At 67.2% G+C, this 16,118-nt stretch carries 11 protein-coding genes; 8 read left to right on the plus strand and 3 right to left on the minus strand.

The annotated features are described in order from the left end of the window. Positions 1–14 precede the first annotated feature (14 nt). The gene (locus G6035_RS13395; RefSeq protein WP_176617599.1) at positions 15–1,340 is read right to left on the minus strand and encodes an MFS transporter; all 1,326 of its coding nucleotides are present in this window, start codon (positions 1,338–1,340) and stop codon (positions 15–17) included. Between the two features lie 70 nt (positions 1,341–1,410). Between G6035_RS13395 and ftsY the strand changes: the two genes are divergently transcribed. The 3 genes from ftsY to G6035_RS13410 all read left to right on the plus strand — a co-directional run bounded on the left by ftsY (position 1,411) and on the right by G6035_RS13410 (position 4,515). Further along, positions 1,411–2,613, plus strand: coding sequence for a signal recognition particle-docking protein FtsY (gene ftsY, locus G6035_RS13400; RefSeq protein ID WP_176617600.1), 1,203 nt, complete (start codon positions 1,411–1,413; stop codon positions 2,611–2,613). A gap of 208 nt (positions 2,614–2,821) precedes the next feature. Beyond that, positions 2,822–4,180: an ammonium transporter gene (locus G6035_RS13405; protein ID WP_176617601.1), complete on the plus strand. Its 1,359-nt coding sequence runs from the start codon at positions 2,822–2,824 to the stop codon at positions 4,178–4,180. Continuing rightward, positions 4,177–4,515, plus strand: a complete 339-nt coding sequence (locus G6035_RS13410) for a P-II family nitrogen regulator (protein ID WP_176617602.1) — start codon at positions 4,177–4,179, stop codon at positions 4,513–4,515. Before G6035_RS13405 ends, G6035_RS13410 begins: the two co-directional genes overlap by 4 nt. A gap of 101 nt (positions 4,516–4,616) precedes the next feature. Here G6035_RS13410 and G6035_RS13415 read toward each other — a convergent pair whose 3' ends face one another. Then, on the minus strand, positions 4,617–6,017 hold the full coding sequence (locus tag G6035_RS13415; RefSeq protein WP_176617634.1) for a glucose-6-phosphate dehydrogenase: 1,401 nt from the start codon (positions 6,015–6,017) through the stop codon (positions 4,617–4,619). Between the two features lie 403 nt (positions 6,018–6,420). On the opposite strand from G6035_RS13415, the gene ffh reads away from it, so the two are divergent. Continuing rightward, positions 6,421–7,992 carry a signal recognition particle protein gene (gene ffh / locus G6035_RS13420; protein ID WP_176617603.1) on the plus strand — a complete coding sequence of 524 codons (1,572 nt, stop codon included), beginning with the start codon at positions 6,421–6,423 and terminating at the stop codon, positions 7,990–7,992. A 105-nt stretch (positions 7,993–8,097) separates the two neighbouring features. Here ffh and G6035_RS13425 read toward each other — a convergent pair whose 3' ends face one another. Further along, entirely contained in the window at positions 8,098–9,537 is a 1,440-nt protein-coding gene (locus G6035_RS13425; protein ID WP_218063214.1) for an MFS transporter, read from the minus strand. Between the two features lie 479 nt (positions 9,538–10,016). On the opposite strand from G6035_RS13425, the gene G6035_RS13430 reads away from it, so the two are divergent. The 4 genes from G6035_RS13430 (at position 10,017) to G6035_RS19780 (ending at position 16,083) form a co-directional block, all read left to right on the plus strand. Further along, on the plus strand, positions 10,017–11,720 hold the full coding sequence (locus G6035_RS13430; RefSeq protein WP_218063207.1) for an ABC transporter substrate-binding protein: 1,704 nt from the start codon (positions 10,017–10,019) through the stop codon (positions 11,718–11,720). 119 nt (positions 11,721–11,839) lie between these two features. After that, complete coding sequence (locus tag G6035_RS13435; RefSeq protein WP_176617606.1) at positions 11,840–12,784, plus strand: ABC transporter permease; 945 nt, start codon at positions 11,840–11,842, stop codon at positions 12,782–12,784. After that, positions 12,781–13,716: an ABC transporter permease gene (locus G6035_RS13440; RefSeq protein WP_256882590.1), complete on the plus strand. Its 936-nt coding sequence runs from the start codon at positions 12,781–12,783 to the stop codon at positions 13,714–13,716. The genes G6035_RS13435 and G6035_RS13440 overlap by 4 nt, the downstream gene beginning before the upstream one ends. 45 nt (positions 13,717–13,761) lie before the next feature. Continuing rightward, positions 13,762–16,083: an ABC transporter ATP-binding protein gene (locus tag G6035_RS19780; protein WP_218063208.1), complete on the plus strand. Its 2,322-nt coding sequence runs from the start codon at positions 13,762–13,764 to the stop codon at positions 16,081–16,083. Positions 16,084–16,118 lie beyond the last annotated feature (35 nt).

Raw genomic sequence — 16,118 nt, forward strand, 5'->3', positions numbered from 1 at the left:
CCCGGGCGGGCGGGTCAGCGCTGCGTTTCCGCGGCGGGCAGCCAGAACACCACGGCCACCAGGGCCACCGCCGTTGCCATCAAGAACGCGACGCCGTAGGAGAACAGGTCCACCAGGTAGCCGGCGGCGATGGGGCCGATGATGGCGCCGAAGTCCGAGCACATCTGGAACGTGGCCAGCACCTTGCCGCCGGAGCGTTCATTGCCAATCACATCCGCCACGGTGGCCTGCTGGGCCGGGCCCATGAGCCCGCTGCCCAGCCCGGCCACGAGGGAGATGGCGAAGAACCAGAACACGCCGCCGGTGAATCCCAGCACGCCCATGCCCAGGCCGTTGACGAGCAGGCCGAGCAGGATCATCGGCTTGCGTCCCCAGGTGTCGGCCAGCCTGCCGGAAAACATCAGCGCAATCCCGGTGCCGATCGCGAAGACGGCCAGCGAGATCCCGGCCACCTCCGGCCCCGCGCCCAGCGCTGCCGTGGCGAACAGCGGCACCAGCGCCATGCGGATCCCAAATGCCGACCACCCGTTCGCGAAGCTCGAGGCCAGCACGGCCCGGTACGCCGGGACTCCCAGGGCTGTGCGCAGCAGGAGCGGCTCCTGCCTCCCCGGGGCCGGCTCCTGCCTCCCCGGCCCCGGCAGCGTGCCCGGTGCCGCGGCGTCGCCGTCCGACGTCGTCCAGGCCGGCTCCCCAACGCGGGCACCGGCCCTGGCGGCGGGGCGCGCCGCTTCCTTCCCCGGGGCGGCGGCCGGCAACTGGGTGGCGACCAGGAGCGCCACCAGGACCAGCGCCCCGGCGTACACCAGGAACGGCAGCTGCAGGCCAAATCCGGCGAGCAGCCCTCCGGCCGCCGGGCCCGTGATGTTGCCGAGCAGGAACGAGCCGGCATACAGGCTGGAGACCTTGCCGCGGGCCTGCGGGGGAGCGAGGCGGATCAGCAGTCCCATGGCGGAGACCGTGAACATCGTGGAACCGATCCCGCCCAAGCCGCGGAACAACAGCAGCTGCCAGTAGTTCTGCGCAAACGCGCAGGCCGCGGAGGACGCGGCCACGATCAGGATCCCCAGGATGTAGGTGCGGCGTTCACCGAGCCGTTCCACGAGGACGCCGCTGAGCGGGGCAAACACCAGCCGGGTGAACGCGAATACGCTGACCACCACGGCGGCCGCCCCCACGCTGACGTGGAAACTTTGCGCGAATTGCGGCAGCACCGGCGCCACGATCCCGAAGCCGATGGCAATGAGGAACGCGGCGGCGACCAGGACCTTGATCTCGCGCGGAAGCTTCACGGCGGGCGGATCGACGGTTTCGGGGGCGGGGCTGGGCATGGACATCAGCATCGAGTTTGCCACAGCCGCGGGGCGGCCGGGTCCAGGCCGGGGATTCCGGGCCCCGTGAGAGACTTGGACGGTGAACGAAACTCTTGCCATCATCCTGTACATCGTCATTGGGCTTGCGATTATCGGCGGCCTTGTCCCTGTCTTCTTGAAGGTCCGGAAGAACACACAAAACTACACGGGCCCGCGCGACGCCAACGATCCCGCACCCGTGGAACCGGCGGAAGGACAGGCCGGGGGTGCATCCCAAGGCCCCGGCACCCTGGTGGAGGAGCGCCCCGAAGGCCAAGCCCCGGCGTCGGAGTTGCAGACGGCGGAGGTGGCAACGGAAGCCCCGGCGCTGGAAACGCCGCTCCCCGCCGAGGGGCGCCTGGTCCGGCTGCGGGCCCGGCTGTCGAAGTCGAACAACGCGTTGGGCAAGGGCCTGCTGGCGCTGCTCTCGCGGGACACCATCGACGACAACGTGTGGGACGAGGTTGAGGAGACGCTGCTGCTGGCGGACATCGGCACCAATTCCACCATGGAACTCGTGGACACGCTGCGCGCGCGTGTCAAGGTCCTGGGCACCCGCAGCGCCGACCATGTCCAGGCCATGCTGCGCGAGGAACTCATCAAGCTCGTGGACCCCGCCATGGACCGCAGCCTGAACATCGCCCGCCACGACGGGCGCCCGGCCGTGCTCATGGTGGTCGGCGTCAACGGCGTCGGCAAGACCACCACGGTGGGCAAGCTGGCCCGCGTGCTCGTGGCCGAGGAGAAGGACGTGCTGCTGGGCGCGGCCGACACCTTCCGCGCCGCGGCCGCCGAGCAGCTGGCAACCTGGGGCGCGCGCGTGGGCGTGCCCACCGTGAAGTCCGACGTCGATGGCGCGGACCCTGCCTCCGTCGCCTTTGAAGCGGTAAAGGCCGGCATCGAGCAGGAAGTCGATGTGGTCATGGTGGACACCGCCGGGCGCCTGCAGAACAAGGTGGGCCTGATGGATGAGCTGGGCAAGGTCAAGCGCGTCATCGAAAAGCAGGCCACCGTGGACGAGGTCCTGCTGGTCCTGGACGCCACCACCGGGCAGAACGGACTGACTCAGGCGAAGGTGTTTGCCGAGGTGGTGAACATCACCGGCATTGTGCTGACCAAGCTGGACGGCACGGCGAAGGGCGGCATTGTGGTGGCCATCCAAAAGACGCTTGGCGTGCCGGTCAAGCTGGTGGGCCTGGGCGAAGGTGCGGACGACCTCGCGCCGTTTGAGGCCGAGGGCTTCGTGGACGCGCTGCTGTCCTAGGGCCATTCGCAAGGCAGGGCCGCCGGCGCCCGTAACGTGCCGGAAACATAAGCGGCGCCAGGAATTAACCTGGCGCCGCTTTTTGTAACATCACGGCAATCTTTGCCGCGCGCGGGTGAAACATGCCCACGGGAGAGTTGTAAGTGTCCAGATTGCACAGCCCCTTGGATGGCGGCGGCAGCACTTCTTGCAACGAAAGGCCGTAAACATGAACACCGGAGATACCGCCTGGGTCCTTGTCTCCGCAGCCCTGGTGCTGCTGATGACACCCGGCCTGGCCTTCTTCTACGGCGGCATGACCCGTGCCAAGGGCGTGCTGAACATGATGATGATGAGCTTCGGAGCCATCGCCGTCGTCGGGGTCCTGTGGATCCTGTTCGGCTACTCGGCGGCGTTCGGGAACGACGTGGGCGGCGGCCTTCTGGGCAACCCGTTCGCCAAGCTGGGACTGCAGGGCGTCCTTGACACCGGCAAGGCCATGCCGCTGGTCGGCACCATTCCGGAACTTGCGTTCGTCGGCTTCCAGGCCGTGTTCGCCATCATCACCGTGGCCCTCATCAGCGGCGCCATTGCGGACCGCGCCAAGTTCGGTGCCTGGATGGTGTTCGCCGCCATCTGGGTGACCGTGGTGTACTTCCCGGTGGCGCACTGGGTGTTTGACTTCAACACCGGCCCGGGCGGCGCCAAGACCGGTGGCTGGCTGGGCCAGGGACTGGGCGTCATCGACTTTGCCGGCGGGACCGCCGTCCACATCAACGCCGGTGCCGCTGCCCTGGCACTGTGCCTGATCCTGGGCAAGCGCAAGGGCTTCGGCAAGGACCCGGGCCACCGCCCCCACAACATGCCGTTCGTGATGCTGGGCGCCGGCCTGCTCTGGTTCGGCTGGTTCGGCTTCAATGCCGGCTCCGCCCTCGGCGCCAACGGAATCGCCGGCTATGCCTGGATCAACACGCTCGCCGCCCCCTGTGCCGCCACGCTTGGCTGGCTGCTGGTGGAAAGGCTGCGCGACGGACACGCCACCTCCCTGGGTGCCGCCTCGGGCGCCGTCGCCGGCCTGGTCGCCATCACCCCGGCCTGCGCCGCCGTCACCCCCGTATGGGCCATGGTCCTGGGACTGCTGGCCGGCGTCGTCTGCGCCATGGCCGTGGGCCTGAAGTTCCGCCTCGGCTTTGACGACTCGCTCGACGTCGTCGGTGTCCACCTGGTCGGTGGCATCATCGGCACCTTGTTCATCGGGCTGGCCGCAGACCCCAACGCGCCGTCCGCCGGCCACGGCCTGTTTTACGGCGGCGGGCTGGAACTGCTCGGCAAGCAGGCGGTCGGGGCGTTCTCCGTCTTCCTGTACTCCTTCGTCCTGGCGTTCATCATCGGCTGGATCATCAACAAGACCATGGGCTTCCGCATCTCTGCCGCCCACGAGGCTGCCGGCATCGACATCTCGGTCCACGCAGAATCGGCCTATGACTTCGGCAGCCACATCGCCGGCAGCTTCCACCCCCTGCACGGGAACCCCGCCCTGCAGCAGCACGCAGCCCCCGCCCGCATTCAGTCAAAGGTTGACGCATGAAACTGATCACCGCCATCATCCGGCCCGAACAGCTCGACGAGGTCCGCAGCGGCCTGGAAAGCTACGGCGTCCAGGGGCTGACCGTCAGCGGCGCGCACGGCTACGGCCGCCAGCGCGGGCACACCGAGGTCTACCGCGGCGCCGAATACACGGTGGACCTGCACGAGAAGATCCGCATCGAGGTCCTCACCTCCGACGAACGCGCCTGGGACCTGATGGACATCATCGTGGCCAGTTCCAACACCGGAACGGCCGGCGACGGCAAGGTATGGATGGTGGAGGTCTTTGAAGCCGTCCGCGTCCGCACCGGCGAACGCGGGGTGGCCGCGATCTGAAGTCATTCCACGGACGCCGCCGGCACCCGGGTGGGCAGTGAACCCCACCCGGGTGCCGGCGTCGTTTGTGGCGCGCCAGGGTCCTTGGTCGTTGCCGGCGCTCAGTCGTTGCTGGTGGTCCAGTCCGCAGGTCCGTTGGAACCGGCGGCATATTCCTCCATGGGCACCTTGCCTGCCTTCCACGCAGCGAATGCCGGCTCCACGATCCGCCAGCAGTCCTCGGCAGTGTCGCCGCGGACGGACAGCAGCGGGTCTCCGCTGAGCACGCCTTCAAGGACTTCACCGTAGGGCAGCAGCGGATCGCTAGCCAGTTCCGTTTCCAGCTGCACGCGGTCCAGCGTGAAGAGGTCGCCCGGGCCGTTGACGTCCAGGTCCAGCGTCAGTGTTTCCGGCCCGAATCCGACGTGGAGGCGGGTGGGGGAGTCGGTGCCGGTGAAGCCCAGCGGCAGGTGCGGGACCGGCTTGTACGTCACCACGGCCTCCTTGCGCGCCCGGCCCAGGGCCTTCCCGGAGCGCAGCACAAACGGCACGCCGGCCCAGCGCCAGTTGTTGACGTAAACCTCCACTTCGGCCAGCGTCTCCGTCTCGTTTGCCGGGTCCACGCCGTCCTCGGCCACATAGTCGGGCACTTTCCGCCTGCCGATGGAGCCTGCCGTGTAGCGGGCGCGCCGGGTGGAGTCGGCCAGATCCGGCTTGTAGGAGTTGCCGATGGTGCTGGCGCGCAGCACCGCGGCTATGGCGGAGCGGACATCCTGTTCGCCCAGTGTGGCCGGCGGCTCCATGGCCATGATGGCCATGATCTGCAGGAGGTGGCTTTGGATCATGTCCTTGCCCGCCCCGGCGTGGTCGTAGTACCGGGCCCGGTTTTCCAGGGTCAGGTCCTCGTCGAAGATGATCTCCACCTTTTCAATGTGCACGCCGTTCCACAGCGGTTCCAGCAGCCGGTTGGCAAAGCGCAGCCCCATGATGTTCAGCACCGTGGACTTGCCCAGGAAGTGGTCCACGCGGTGGATGTGGTCCTCGGGGACCAGCCGCGCCAACGTGGCGTTAAGCGCATGGGCGGATTCGGCGCTGGAGCCGAACGGCTTTTCCATCACCAGCCGGGTTCCGGCCGGCAGGTCCTTTTTCTTCAAGACCTTGCAGGCCTCCTGGCTGATGGCCGGCGGCAGGGCGAAGTAGAGTGCCACGGGGCCTTCCACCGTGGCCAGCAGTTCCCCCAGTGCACCCTTGGCGGTCACGTCCACCTGCTCGTAGCGGCTGTCCTTCTGGACGCTTTTCAGCTCCTTGATGCCGGCCGCGGTGGACTCGCCGCCCGGTGCCAGGGCGTCGGCAAAGCTGTCCGAGAGCCGGTCCTGCCACTTCGAGGCGTCCCAGTCGTCGCTGCCGGCACCCACCAGCGTGATGCCGGGCGCGCGCCCCGAGGCGATGAGACGGGCGACGCCGGGCAACAACAGCCTGCCCGTCAGGTCGCCCGAGGCGCCCAGGATGACCAGCGTCTTGATGCGCTCACCGGCAGGCGGGCTGCCGGCGGCCGCGCCGGACGCCGGGGCACTGGCGGACGACGAGCCGCGGGCTGCAGACGTGGTGGACTGGGGGCTGCGGGACGTTCTTGTGGTTTTGGTCACGATCCCAGCATGCCACTTTGTCCGGTGGATTTCCTTTCCCCCGGCACGGCCGTGTTGCCGGCCGGGCCACGGCTGCCGGCAGCGAAAACGTGCAACGAACCGGCCCTGCACTTGGTACCCTTGATAGTTGAGTCCTACAGGAAAGGGAGCGGGCAGCACTGCCGCCCGCCGTTCTCATCCTGCACATTCGAAATCGCCGCACCCGTCGTTCGCGGCCCGGCCGCCACGGCGGGGCCGCGCGGGTGATGGCTGTATCCCAGACGAAAGAAGTACACGGCGCGTGTTCAACTCCCTATCTGACCGGCTGACAGCAACTTTCAAGAACCTGCGCGGCAAGGGCCGGCTGAGTGAAGCCGACGTCGACGCCACCGTCCGGGAAATCCGCCGTGCCCTGTTGGACGCCGACGTGGCGGTGCCCGTGGTGCGCGAATTCACCGCCAAGGTCCGCGAACGCGCGCTCGGCGCGGAGGTCAACGAGGCCCTGAACCCGGCGCAGCAGATCGTCAAGATTGTCAACGAAGAGCTGGTGACGATCCTGGGCGGGGAGACCCGGCGCATCAACCTGGCGAAAAACCCGCCCACCGTGATCATGCTTGCCGGCCTTCAGGGCGCGGGGAAGACCACGCTGGCCGGCAAGCTGTCCAAGTGGCTCAAGGCCCAGGGCCACAGCCCGCTCCTGGTCGCCGCGGACCTCCAGCGCCCCAACGCCGTCAAGCAGCTCCAGGTCAACGGTGAGCGCGCCGGCGTGCCCGTCTTCGCCCCGCACCCCGGCGTCAGCAGCGAATTTGAATCCGCCACCGGCGATCCCGTGGCCGTTGCCCAGGCCGGCGTGGCCGAGGCCAAGTCCAAGCTGCACGACGTCGTCATCGTCGACACCGCCGGCCGCCTCGGCATCGATGCCGAGCTGATGGCACAGGCGGCCAACATCCGTGCCGCGATCAACCCGGACGAGGTCCTCTTCGTCATCGACGCCATGATCGGCCAGGACGCCGTCAACACGGCCCAGGCGTTCAACGAGGGCGTGAACTTTACCGGCGTGGTCCTCTCCAAGCTCGACGGCGACGCCCGCGGCGGTGCTGCCCTGTCGGTGGCATCCGTAACCGGCAAGCCCGTCATGTTCGCCTCCACCGGCGAGTCCCTGGACGATTTTGAACTGTTCCACCCGGACCGCATGGCCAGCCGCATCCTGGACATGGGCGACGTCCTGACGCTCATTGAGCAGGCGGAAAAGAACTGGGACAAGGGCGAAGCGGAGCGCATGGCGCGCAAGTTCGCCGACCAGGAAGACTTCACCCTGGACGACTTCCTGTCCCAGATGCAGCAGATCCGCAAAATGGGCTCCATGAAGAAGATGCTCATGATGATGCCCGGCGCGGCCAACATCCGCCAGCAACTGGAAAACTTCGACGAGCGTGAAATCGACCGGGTCGAGGCGATCGTCCGTTCCATGACCCCGCACGAGCGCGTCGCGCCGAAGATCATCAACGGCTCCCGCCGCGCCCGCATCGCCAAGGGTTCCGGCGTGCACGTCTCCGAGGTCAACGGCCTGCTGGAGCGCTTTGGCCAGGCCCAGAAGATGATGAAGAAAATGGCCCAGGGCGGCGGCATCCCCGGCATGCCCGGTGTCCCCGGTCCCGGCGGTTTCAAGGGCGGCCGAAAGGGCAGGCAGTCGCCGAAGAAGAAGGCCCGCTCCGGCAACCCCGCCAAGGCCGCCGCCGAGCTGCGTGCCGCGCAGGACAAGGCATCCGCCCCCAAACCGCTGCCCACCGGTGCGTCCTTTGGCGCCGGCAACGAGGACTTTGACCCGGCCAGCCTGAACCTGCCCAAGGGCTTCGAGAAGTTCCTCAAGTAGCACCCCGGCCCCTTTTGGGGGAAGGTGCGACGGCGTCCGGGCCGCCGTGGTGCCGCGCAGCCGCGGGCCGGCGTCGGCCTGCCTGCCCGCCCTCGGTGGCTCCGGTCAGGACGTGACGCCCGGACGGGGCCGGCGGATGCGCTGGGCCAGTGCCAGGGCCGCCAGTGCGGGCAGGATCGTGAGGGCGAAGCAGCCGGTGAACGGCCAGGCCCCGCCCAGTCCGGCAAAGGCGGCAAACACGATTGCCGTCGCAGCCAGGGACATGGACGCGCCGATGGAATCGGCAATGCTGAGCGCGGAGCTGTTGAAGCCCTGGCTCTCCACCGTGGAGTATTCCAGCGTTGCAACGCTGGTGCGCGGGTACATCAGGCCCATGCCGAAGCCTCCCACGGCCCACCCCGCAATGGCGGTCGCGGGCACCAGGGCGAAGGCTGCAGTCGCACCGGCCGCGGCAATGGCCAGGCACAGGAGCAGGGCGCCGAAGCGGACGCTGCGCGCATGGGACAGGCGCGCAGCCAGCCGGCTTTGCAGCCATGACCCGCCCGCCCAGCAGACGCCGGAGGCGGTCACGGAGAGCCCGGCTGCCAGGGGCGGGAAGCCGTACCGGACGGTCAACAGGTAGGGGATGTAGACGTCAGCGCCGAAGAAAGCACCCGAGGCAAGGCCGCGGCTGAGAATCACGCTGGGCAGCCCGGCACCGGAGCGCAAGGTGCGTCGGGGGAGCAACGGGCGCAGCGCCAGCAACACGACGACGGCTGCTGCCGCGGGGCCGGCCCACAGCAGCGGGCCTTTTGAATCGGCCAGCAAATTCAGGGCCAGCACGGCGACGGCGGCCAGCAGCGACCAGCCGAGGCGGCCAAGTTCCCAGGGCACGGGCTTTCTTTCGGCGGTGCCGCGGCCATCGGCACCTGCCCCGGGAGTCCGAAGCCTTGCCATGGCGGGGACCACCATGGCCAGGGCGCCCGCCACGAGCACGATGACCCCGAGGAACACCCACCGCCAGCCCAGGGTTTGGGCGATCAGGCCGGCGACCAGCGGGCCGATGAGCGAGGGCACCACCCAGCAGGCGGCGAAGGCCGCGAAGATCTGGGGGTGCAGCCCGGGCGGGTAGGCGCGGGCCACCACCACGTACAAGGCAACTGTCAGGGCGCCGGTGCCCAGCCCCTCCACGAGCCGGCCCGCCAGGAACACGGCCATGTCCGGAGCCGTGCCGACCACGGCAAGCCCGGCGGTGAACAGGACCACCGAGGCGTACAAGGGGCCACGCGGTCCTTCGCGGTCGGACCAGTTGCCGGCCGCCACCATTCCCACCACGCCGGCCGCCAGCGGGCCGGCAAAGGCCAGGGCGTACAGCGCTGCCCCGTTGAGTGCTGCGCTGATGGTGGGCATGACGGTGGTGACGGCCAAGGCCTCAAAGGCGGACAGCACGATGAGGGCGCAGATGCCCAGGGTGACCGTCCGGTAGCCGCGGCCCAGGATCCCGCCGGGTGAAACCTGTGCGGACGGAACAACGGAGTCCTCCTCGTCGACGCTCACACACGTCAGCTTAGAACCTCAACGGGTCCCGGGCCATCGTGTCCCCGCCAGGGGCATCACAGCTCAAGGTCCCACCTCTTGGCCGGGGAGATTGCAGGAAACTGGCAGGATATTGCCAGAAACCGCCCAGCGCGCCCGAAGATCCCCGGTGCGCCGCACCGCAGGCCGTTTGTGTCAACCCTTGGGGCCTGACAAAGGGCAAATCGTTGTCAAATTGCGGCCTGACAGTGCGGCAGTGGAGGTTTAGACTCGGATTTAGGAGCCTTGCGAAGACCAAACTGATCCACCACCGCCTGGCTCTGCCATGGAGGCGCATCATGAAAAAATTGCGAACTCATGGGGGGATCATCCGGAAGCCGATCTTTCGGATATTGGGAATTATCGCAGCGGTATTGCTGGCGTTGACGGCATGTTCCTCGGGAGGTGGTTCCCCGACAGCCACCAAAACTTCAGGGACCAACCCCGGAAAAGCCGCTGACACCGCAACAATGGCTTTGCCGCCAAATACGGTCCCGAACTGGATCTGGCCGTTTTCGCCACTTGCCGACTTCTCGGTAGCCAACGGTTCGGACCTGCAGTTCCTCATGTTCCGGCCGCTGTATTGGTTTGGGAACCAAGGCAAGGCTGAGATCAATGATTCCCTCAGCCTGGCCGCGGAGCCGACGTACAGCAACGGCGGCAAGACGGTCACCATCAAGCTGAAGGACTACAAGTGGTCCAACGGTGAGACCTTGACCTCACAGAACGTGATGTTCTGGTTCAACATGCTCAAGGCCGAGAAAAAGAACTTCGCAGCGTACGCGCCGGGCCAGTTCCCGGACAACGTCGTCTCAGCGTCCGCGCCGGACGCGAAGACCGTGGTGTTCAACACAAACAAGGCCTACAGCCAGCAGTGGTTCCTGTACAACCAGTTGAGCACCATCACCCCGATGCCGAACGCCTGGGACATGACGGCTGCCAACACCAAGGGCGACTGTGCCACGAATGAATCCGGCTGTGCCGCGGTCTACGCGTATTTGACGGCCCAGTCCAAGGACCTGCCGACGTACGCCACGAACCCGCTGTGGCAGGTGGTCGACGGGCCGTGGAAGCTGTCCAAGTTCAACGCCGACGGGCACCTCACCTTCGTGCCGAACACCAGCTACTCCGGTCCGGTCAAGCCCGCACTCAAGGAGTTCATCGAGGTTCCGTTCACCACGGACTCTGCTGAATTCAACGTGCTGCGTGCCGGGGACACCATCGATGTGGGCTACCTGCCCACGCAGGACCTGAAGCAGGCCAAGCCCGCCAACACCGGACCGGCCGAGGCCGGGCCGAACCCGTTGAGCACCAACTACACGCTGGCACCGTGGTTCCTGTACGGCGTCAACTACTTCCCGATCAATTTCAACAACCCCACCGTGGGGCCGATCTTCAAGCAGCTCTACTTCCGCCAGGCACTGCAGTCAGTGGTTGACCAAAAGGGCATCCTGGGCTCGGCCGCCAAGAACTACGGGGTTCCGACCACGGGGCCGGTCCCGCTGTATCCGTCGGACAGCCCGTTGATTTCCCAAACCGAGAAGAACAACCCGTATCCGTTCAGCATCGCAAATGCGAAGAAATACCTCACTGACAACGGCTGGACCGTCAACCCGGGCGGCACGAGCGTTTGTGCCAAGCCGGGAACCGGTGCCGGCGAGTGCGGCGCAGGGGTTGCGGCCGGTGCAAAGATGGACTTCGACCTGCAGTATGCCAGTGGCAACCAGACGATCACCACGGCCATGCAGTCCATGAAGTCCAACGCAGCGCAGGTCGGAATCACGCTGAACATCTCCTCGGAACCGTTCAACAAGGTCATCGCTGCGGCCAGCCCCTGCAGCGGCAAGACCTGCACATGGCAGATGGCGAACTGGGGCGGCGGCTGGGTGTACCTGCCCGACTACTACCCGACCGGTGAGGAACTGTGGCAGACGGGGGCAGGGTCCAACAGCGGCAGCTACTCCAACCCCATGGTCGACCAGCTGATCACCAACACCACCACCACGAGCGGCGTTGATGTGTTGCACGCCTACGAAGATGCCCTGGCCAAGGACCTGCCGGTGATCTGGCAGCCGAATTACACCTACAGCCTGACTGAGGTGGCCAACGGCCTCAAGGGTGCGACGACGCAGAACCCGTACAGCCCCATCAACCCCGAGAACTGGGCCTGGTGACCAGTGCCAGGACAAGCAAAGGGTTGCGACAACAAGTGAAGGTCACGACAACGGGGTGAGCCGGGCATGGCGGCAGCAGGAACAAACATCGGTACGATGCCAGCAGGGATTGTGGCGTCATGATCGGTTATATCCTGCGCCGCCTGGCCCAGTCCATCCTGGTGGTTTTTGTCGTGACCATCATCGTCTTCATCCTGCTGCACCAGCTTCCGGGCGGCGCGGCCAGGGCCATTCTGGGACCACGGGCCACCGCGCTCCAGATCGCCCAGTTCAATGCCGCAAACGGCTATGACCAGCCCCTGCTCATCCAATACTTCGGACAGCTGGGGCAGTGGTTTAGCGGCAACTTCGGCTTTTCCATCAAACTCAACCAGTCGGTCAGCTCACTGCTGGTGGAGCGGCTGCCCAAGACGGTGATCCTGTCACTGTTGTCCCTGCTGCTGACGGTGCTGGTGGCCGTGCCGCTGGGCATTTACCAGGCAGTGCGGCGCAACCGCGTCCCCGACTACATCGCCACCGGCTTTTCCTTCATCTTCTATGCGGCACCGACCTTTTTCATCGGCCTGGTCGTGATTGAGGTCTTCTCCCAAAACTTGGGCTGGTTCCCGCCGGAAGCCCCCCAGTCCAATGGCATCGGCCCCATCTTTGGACAGTTTGACGCCATGATCCTGCCCATTGTCACCCTGGCCCTGCTCAGCATTGCCGGTTTCTCCCGGTACATGCGCTCCTCCGTGCTGGACAACATTGACCAGGACTACGTCCGCACCGCCCAGGCCAAGGGCGCCTCGCCGCAGCGTGTGCTGTACCACCACGTCCTGCGCAACGCCCTGATCCCCATCATCACGCTGCTTGGCCTGTCGCTGCCGGCCCTTTTTGCCGGCGCCCTGGTCACCGAATCCATCTTCAACTTTCCCGGCATGGGCCTGCTCTTTTGGCAGGCGGCGCAGTCCTCGGACTATCCCGTGGAACTCGGCGTGGTGATCATCACCGCCTTTGCCACCGTGGCCGGCAACCTCCTGGCGGACGTCTCGCTGGCCATTATCGATCCGAGGGTGAAGCTGTGAGCGATCCGGGCAGGGCAGAGGTTGAGGTTTCCGGGGCACTGCCGGAGCCGGTGCACGCCGCCACGGGGCTGCCCGTCGGCAAGGCCAAGAGCATGTTCCGCCTCGGCTTTGAGGTTTTCATCCAAAACAAGCTGGCCATCGTGGGGCTCGTGGTGCTGGCGCTCGCCGTGCTGTTTTGCTTCGTCGCCCCGCTGTTCTACCGCACGGACCAGGTGACGGTCAACCTGCTCCAGACAAACCTGCCGCCGGGCCCGGGCCACCCGCTGGGCACCGACGAGACAGGTTATGACGAGCTTGGCCGGTTGATGGTGGGCGGGCAGACATCCCTGGCCATCGGCTTTGCCGCCGCCATCATCGCCACCATCGTCGGCACGGTGTGGGGTGCCATCGCCGGCTTCTTCGGGGGCGCGGTTGACGCCGTCATGATGCGCATTGTCGACGCCATCCTGTCCATCCCGATCCTGTTCCTGCTGCTCTTCCTCGTCACCATCGTCCGGCCCAGCATCCCGGTCATGATTTTCGTCCTGGGCCTGACAGCCTGGCTGGTCCCGGCGCGGCTGGTGCGCGGTGAATCGCTGACGCTGCGGGTGCGTGAATACGTCCAGGCAGTGCGCGTCATGGGTGGTTCGTCCTGGCATTCGGTGCTCCGGCACATCATGCCCAACGTGGTCGGCACCGTCATTGTCAACGCGACGTTCCAGGTGGCCGACGCCATCCTGCTCATCGCCTACCTGGGCTACCTGGGCCTGGGCATTTCCCCGCCGGCCACCGACTGGGGCGGCATGCTCAGCAACGGCTCCGCCTTCATCTTCCCGAACTACTGGTGGCTGATCTACCCTCCGGGGATCCTGATCATCGTGGTGGTGGTGGCCGTGAACCTTGTGGGCGACGGCCTGCGCGATTCGGTGGAGGTGCGGCTGCAGCGGCGCTGAGCATCCCGGCGTCGCACATCGGGTCACAGGGAAAGGACTTACGGCATGGCACTTCTGGAGATCAACGACCTCAGCACCGACATCCAGCTCAGCAAGTCGGTGGTCCATGCCCTGGACCATGTCACCCTCCATGTGGACGCCGGGGAGACGCTGGGGCTCGTGGGGGAGTCGGGCAGCGGCAAGACCATGACGGCCATGTCCATTGAGCGCCTGCTTCCGCCCGGGGGCCACATCACGCACGGCGAAATCCTGTTTGACGGCGAGGACCTGGTGCAGCTGGAGGAACCGCGGCTGCGGGAGATCCGCGGCGGGGACATCGGCATGATCTTCCAGGACCCCATGACCTCGCTGAACCCAGTCATGCCCATCGGGGACCAGGTGGCCGAACCGCTCATGCTCCACCGCGGCCTGTCCAAGTCGGCGGCCATGAAGCAGGTGGTGGAGATGTTCGGGCTGGTGGGCATTCCCAGCCCGCTCCAGCGGGTCAAGGACTTCCCGCACCAGCTGTCCGGCGGGCAGCGCCAGCGTGTCATGATCGCCATGGCGCTGATCTGCCAGCCCAAGCTGCTGATTGCGGATGAGCCGACCACGGCGCTGGACGTCACGGTGCAAAAGCAGATCCTGGAACTCGTGGACCGGTTGCGCCAGGAATTCCACATGGCCATGATCCTGGTGACCCACGACCTGGGCGTCATCGCCGGCAGCGCGGACCGGGTGGTGGTCATGTACGCCGGCAAGGTGGCGGAGATGGCGGACGTCCACACCCTGTTCGCCGCGCCCAAGCACCGCTACACGGATGCGTTGTTTGAGGCGCTGCCCGAGCGCGCGGCCGGCACGGGCGAGCGGCTGTACTCGATTCCGGGACTCCCTCCGGACCTCACCGAGCCGCCGCCTGCCTGCCGGTTCGCGCCGCGGTGCCGCTTCGCCGTTGAATCCTGCCGCACCCTGGTGCCGCCCACCACCACCATTTCCACCCCCTACGGGCCCCAGCAGTACGCCTGCTTCGTCCCGCGCACCACGCCGCTGAAGGTGCCCGAGCCCGTGGACCTGCGCACCATCATCCCCGAGGCCGCCCGTGTGGAGGCTGCCGAGCTGGAGGCGGGCATGGACCTTTCCGAGGTGGAGACGCCCGGCCGGATGGACGACGGCGGGCCCCGGCCGGGCGCGCCCGTCACCCCGGGGCCCGCCCACCGGGCGACGGAACGGCCGGGGGAGGACACGACGTCGGACGTGCGCACCTGGGTGGCACCCACCACCTTCATCCCGGCCGACGGCGTGCCGCTGCTGCAGATCCAGGGGGCCGTGAAGGATTTTCCGGTCACGGCCGGCGCCATCCTGCGCCGGCACGTGGGCGACATCAGCGCCGTCGCTGACGTCACGGTCTCCATCCCCCGCGGCCGGACGCTGGGGCTGGTGGGGGAGTCGGGCTGCGGGAAGACCACCCTGGGCCGGCTGGTGGTGGGGCTGGAGGTGCCCACCGGCGGCAGGATCCTGTTCCGGGGCCGGCGCATTTCGAAGCTGCGTGGCAAGGAGGCGAAGGAGGGCCGGCGCAACGTGCAGTTCATGTTCCAGGACTCCTACGCGTCGCTGGATCCGCGGATGCGCGTGCGGTCCATCCTGCGCGAGCCGCTGGACATCCAGCACGTGGGCACCGCGCGCGACCGCAACGACCGCGTCGATGAGCTGCTGGCCGCCGTCGGGCTGCCCGCCCGGGCGGCCGAGAGGTATCCGCACGAATTCTCCGGCGGGCAGCGCCAACGCATCGGGCTGGCCCGGGCACTGGCCCTGCAGCCCGGGCTGATCGTGGCCGACGAGCCCGTCTCCGCCCTGGACGTGTCGATCCAGGCGCAGGTGCTGAACCTGATGAAGGAACTCCAGCGGGACCGGGAGCTGACGTACCTTTTCATCAGCCACGACCTGTCCGTGGTGCGCTACCTCTCCGACGTCATCGCGGTCATGTACCTCGGCCGGATGGTGGAGGTGGGCCCGGCAGCGGCCGTGTATTCGCATCCGCTGCACCACTACACGCGCGGGCTGATCGACACCATCCCCATCCCGGACCCCGTCATTGAACGGAAGAAGGCGAAGCTGGGCGTGCGCGGGGAGCTGCCCTCGGCCATGAACCCGCCCAGCGGCTGTCGTTTCCGCACCCGCTGCCCCATGGCCCAGGAGATCTGCGCCAAGGTGGTGCCGCCGCTGCAGCCCGGCGGCGGATCGGTGCCCATGCCGGCGGACCGGCTGGAAGCCATGACCGCGGCCGCCGCCGCGCACGGAACCATCCCGCACATGACGGCCTGCCACTTTCCGATCAACGGCCACGCCGCCGCCGACACGCTGTCCGGGGGGCCGGAGGAGCCGGATGCGTGAGGCCCGTCCCCGGCCGGTGACCCGGGCCGCGGGGT

Source organism: Arthrobacter sp. SDTb3-6, from assembly GCF_013376095.1.
GTDB lineage: Bacteria > Actinomycetota > Actinomycetes > Actinomycetales > Micrococcaceae > Specibacter.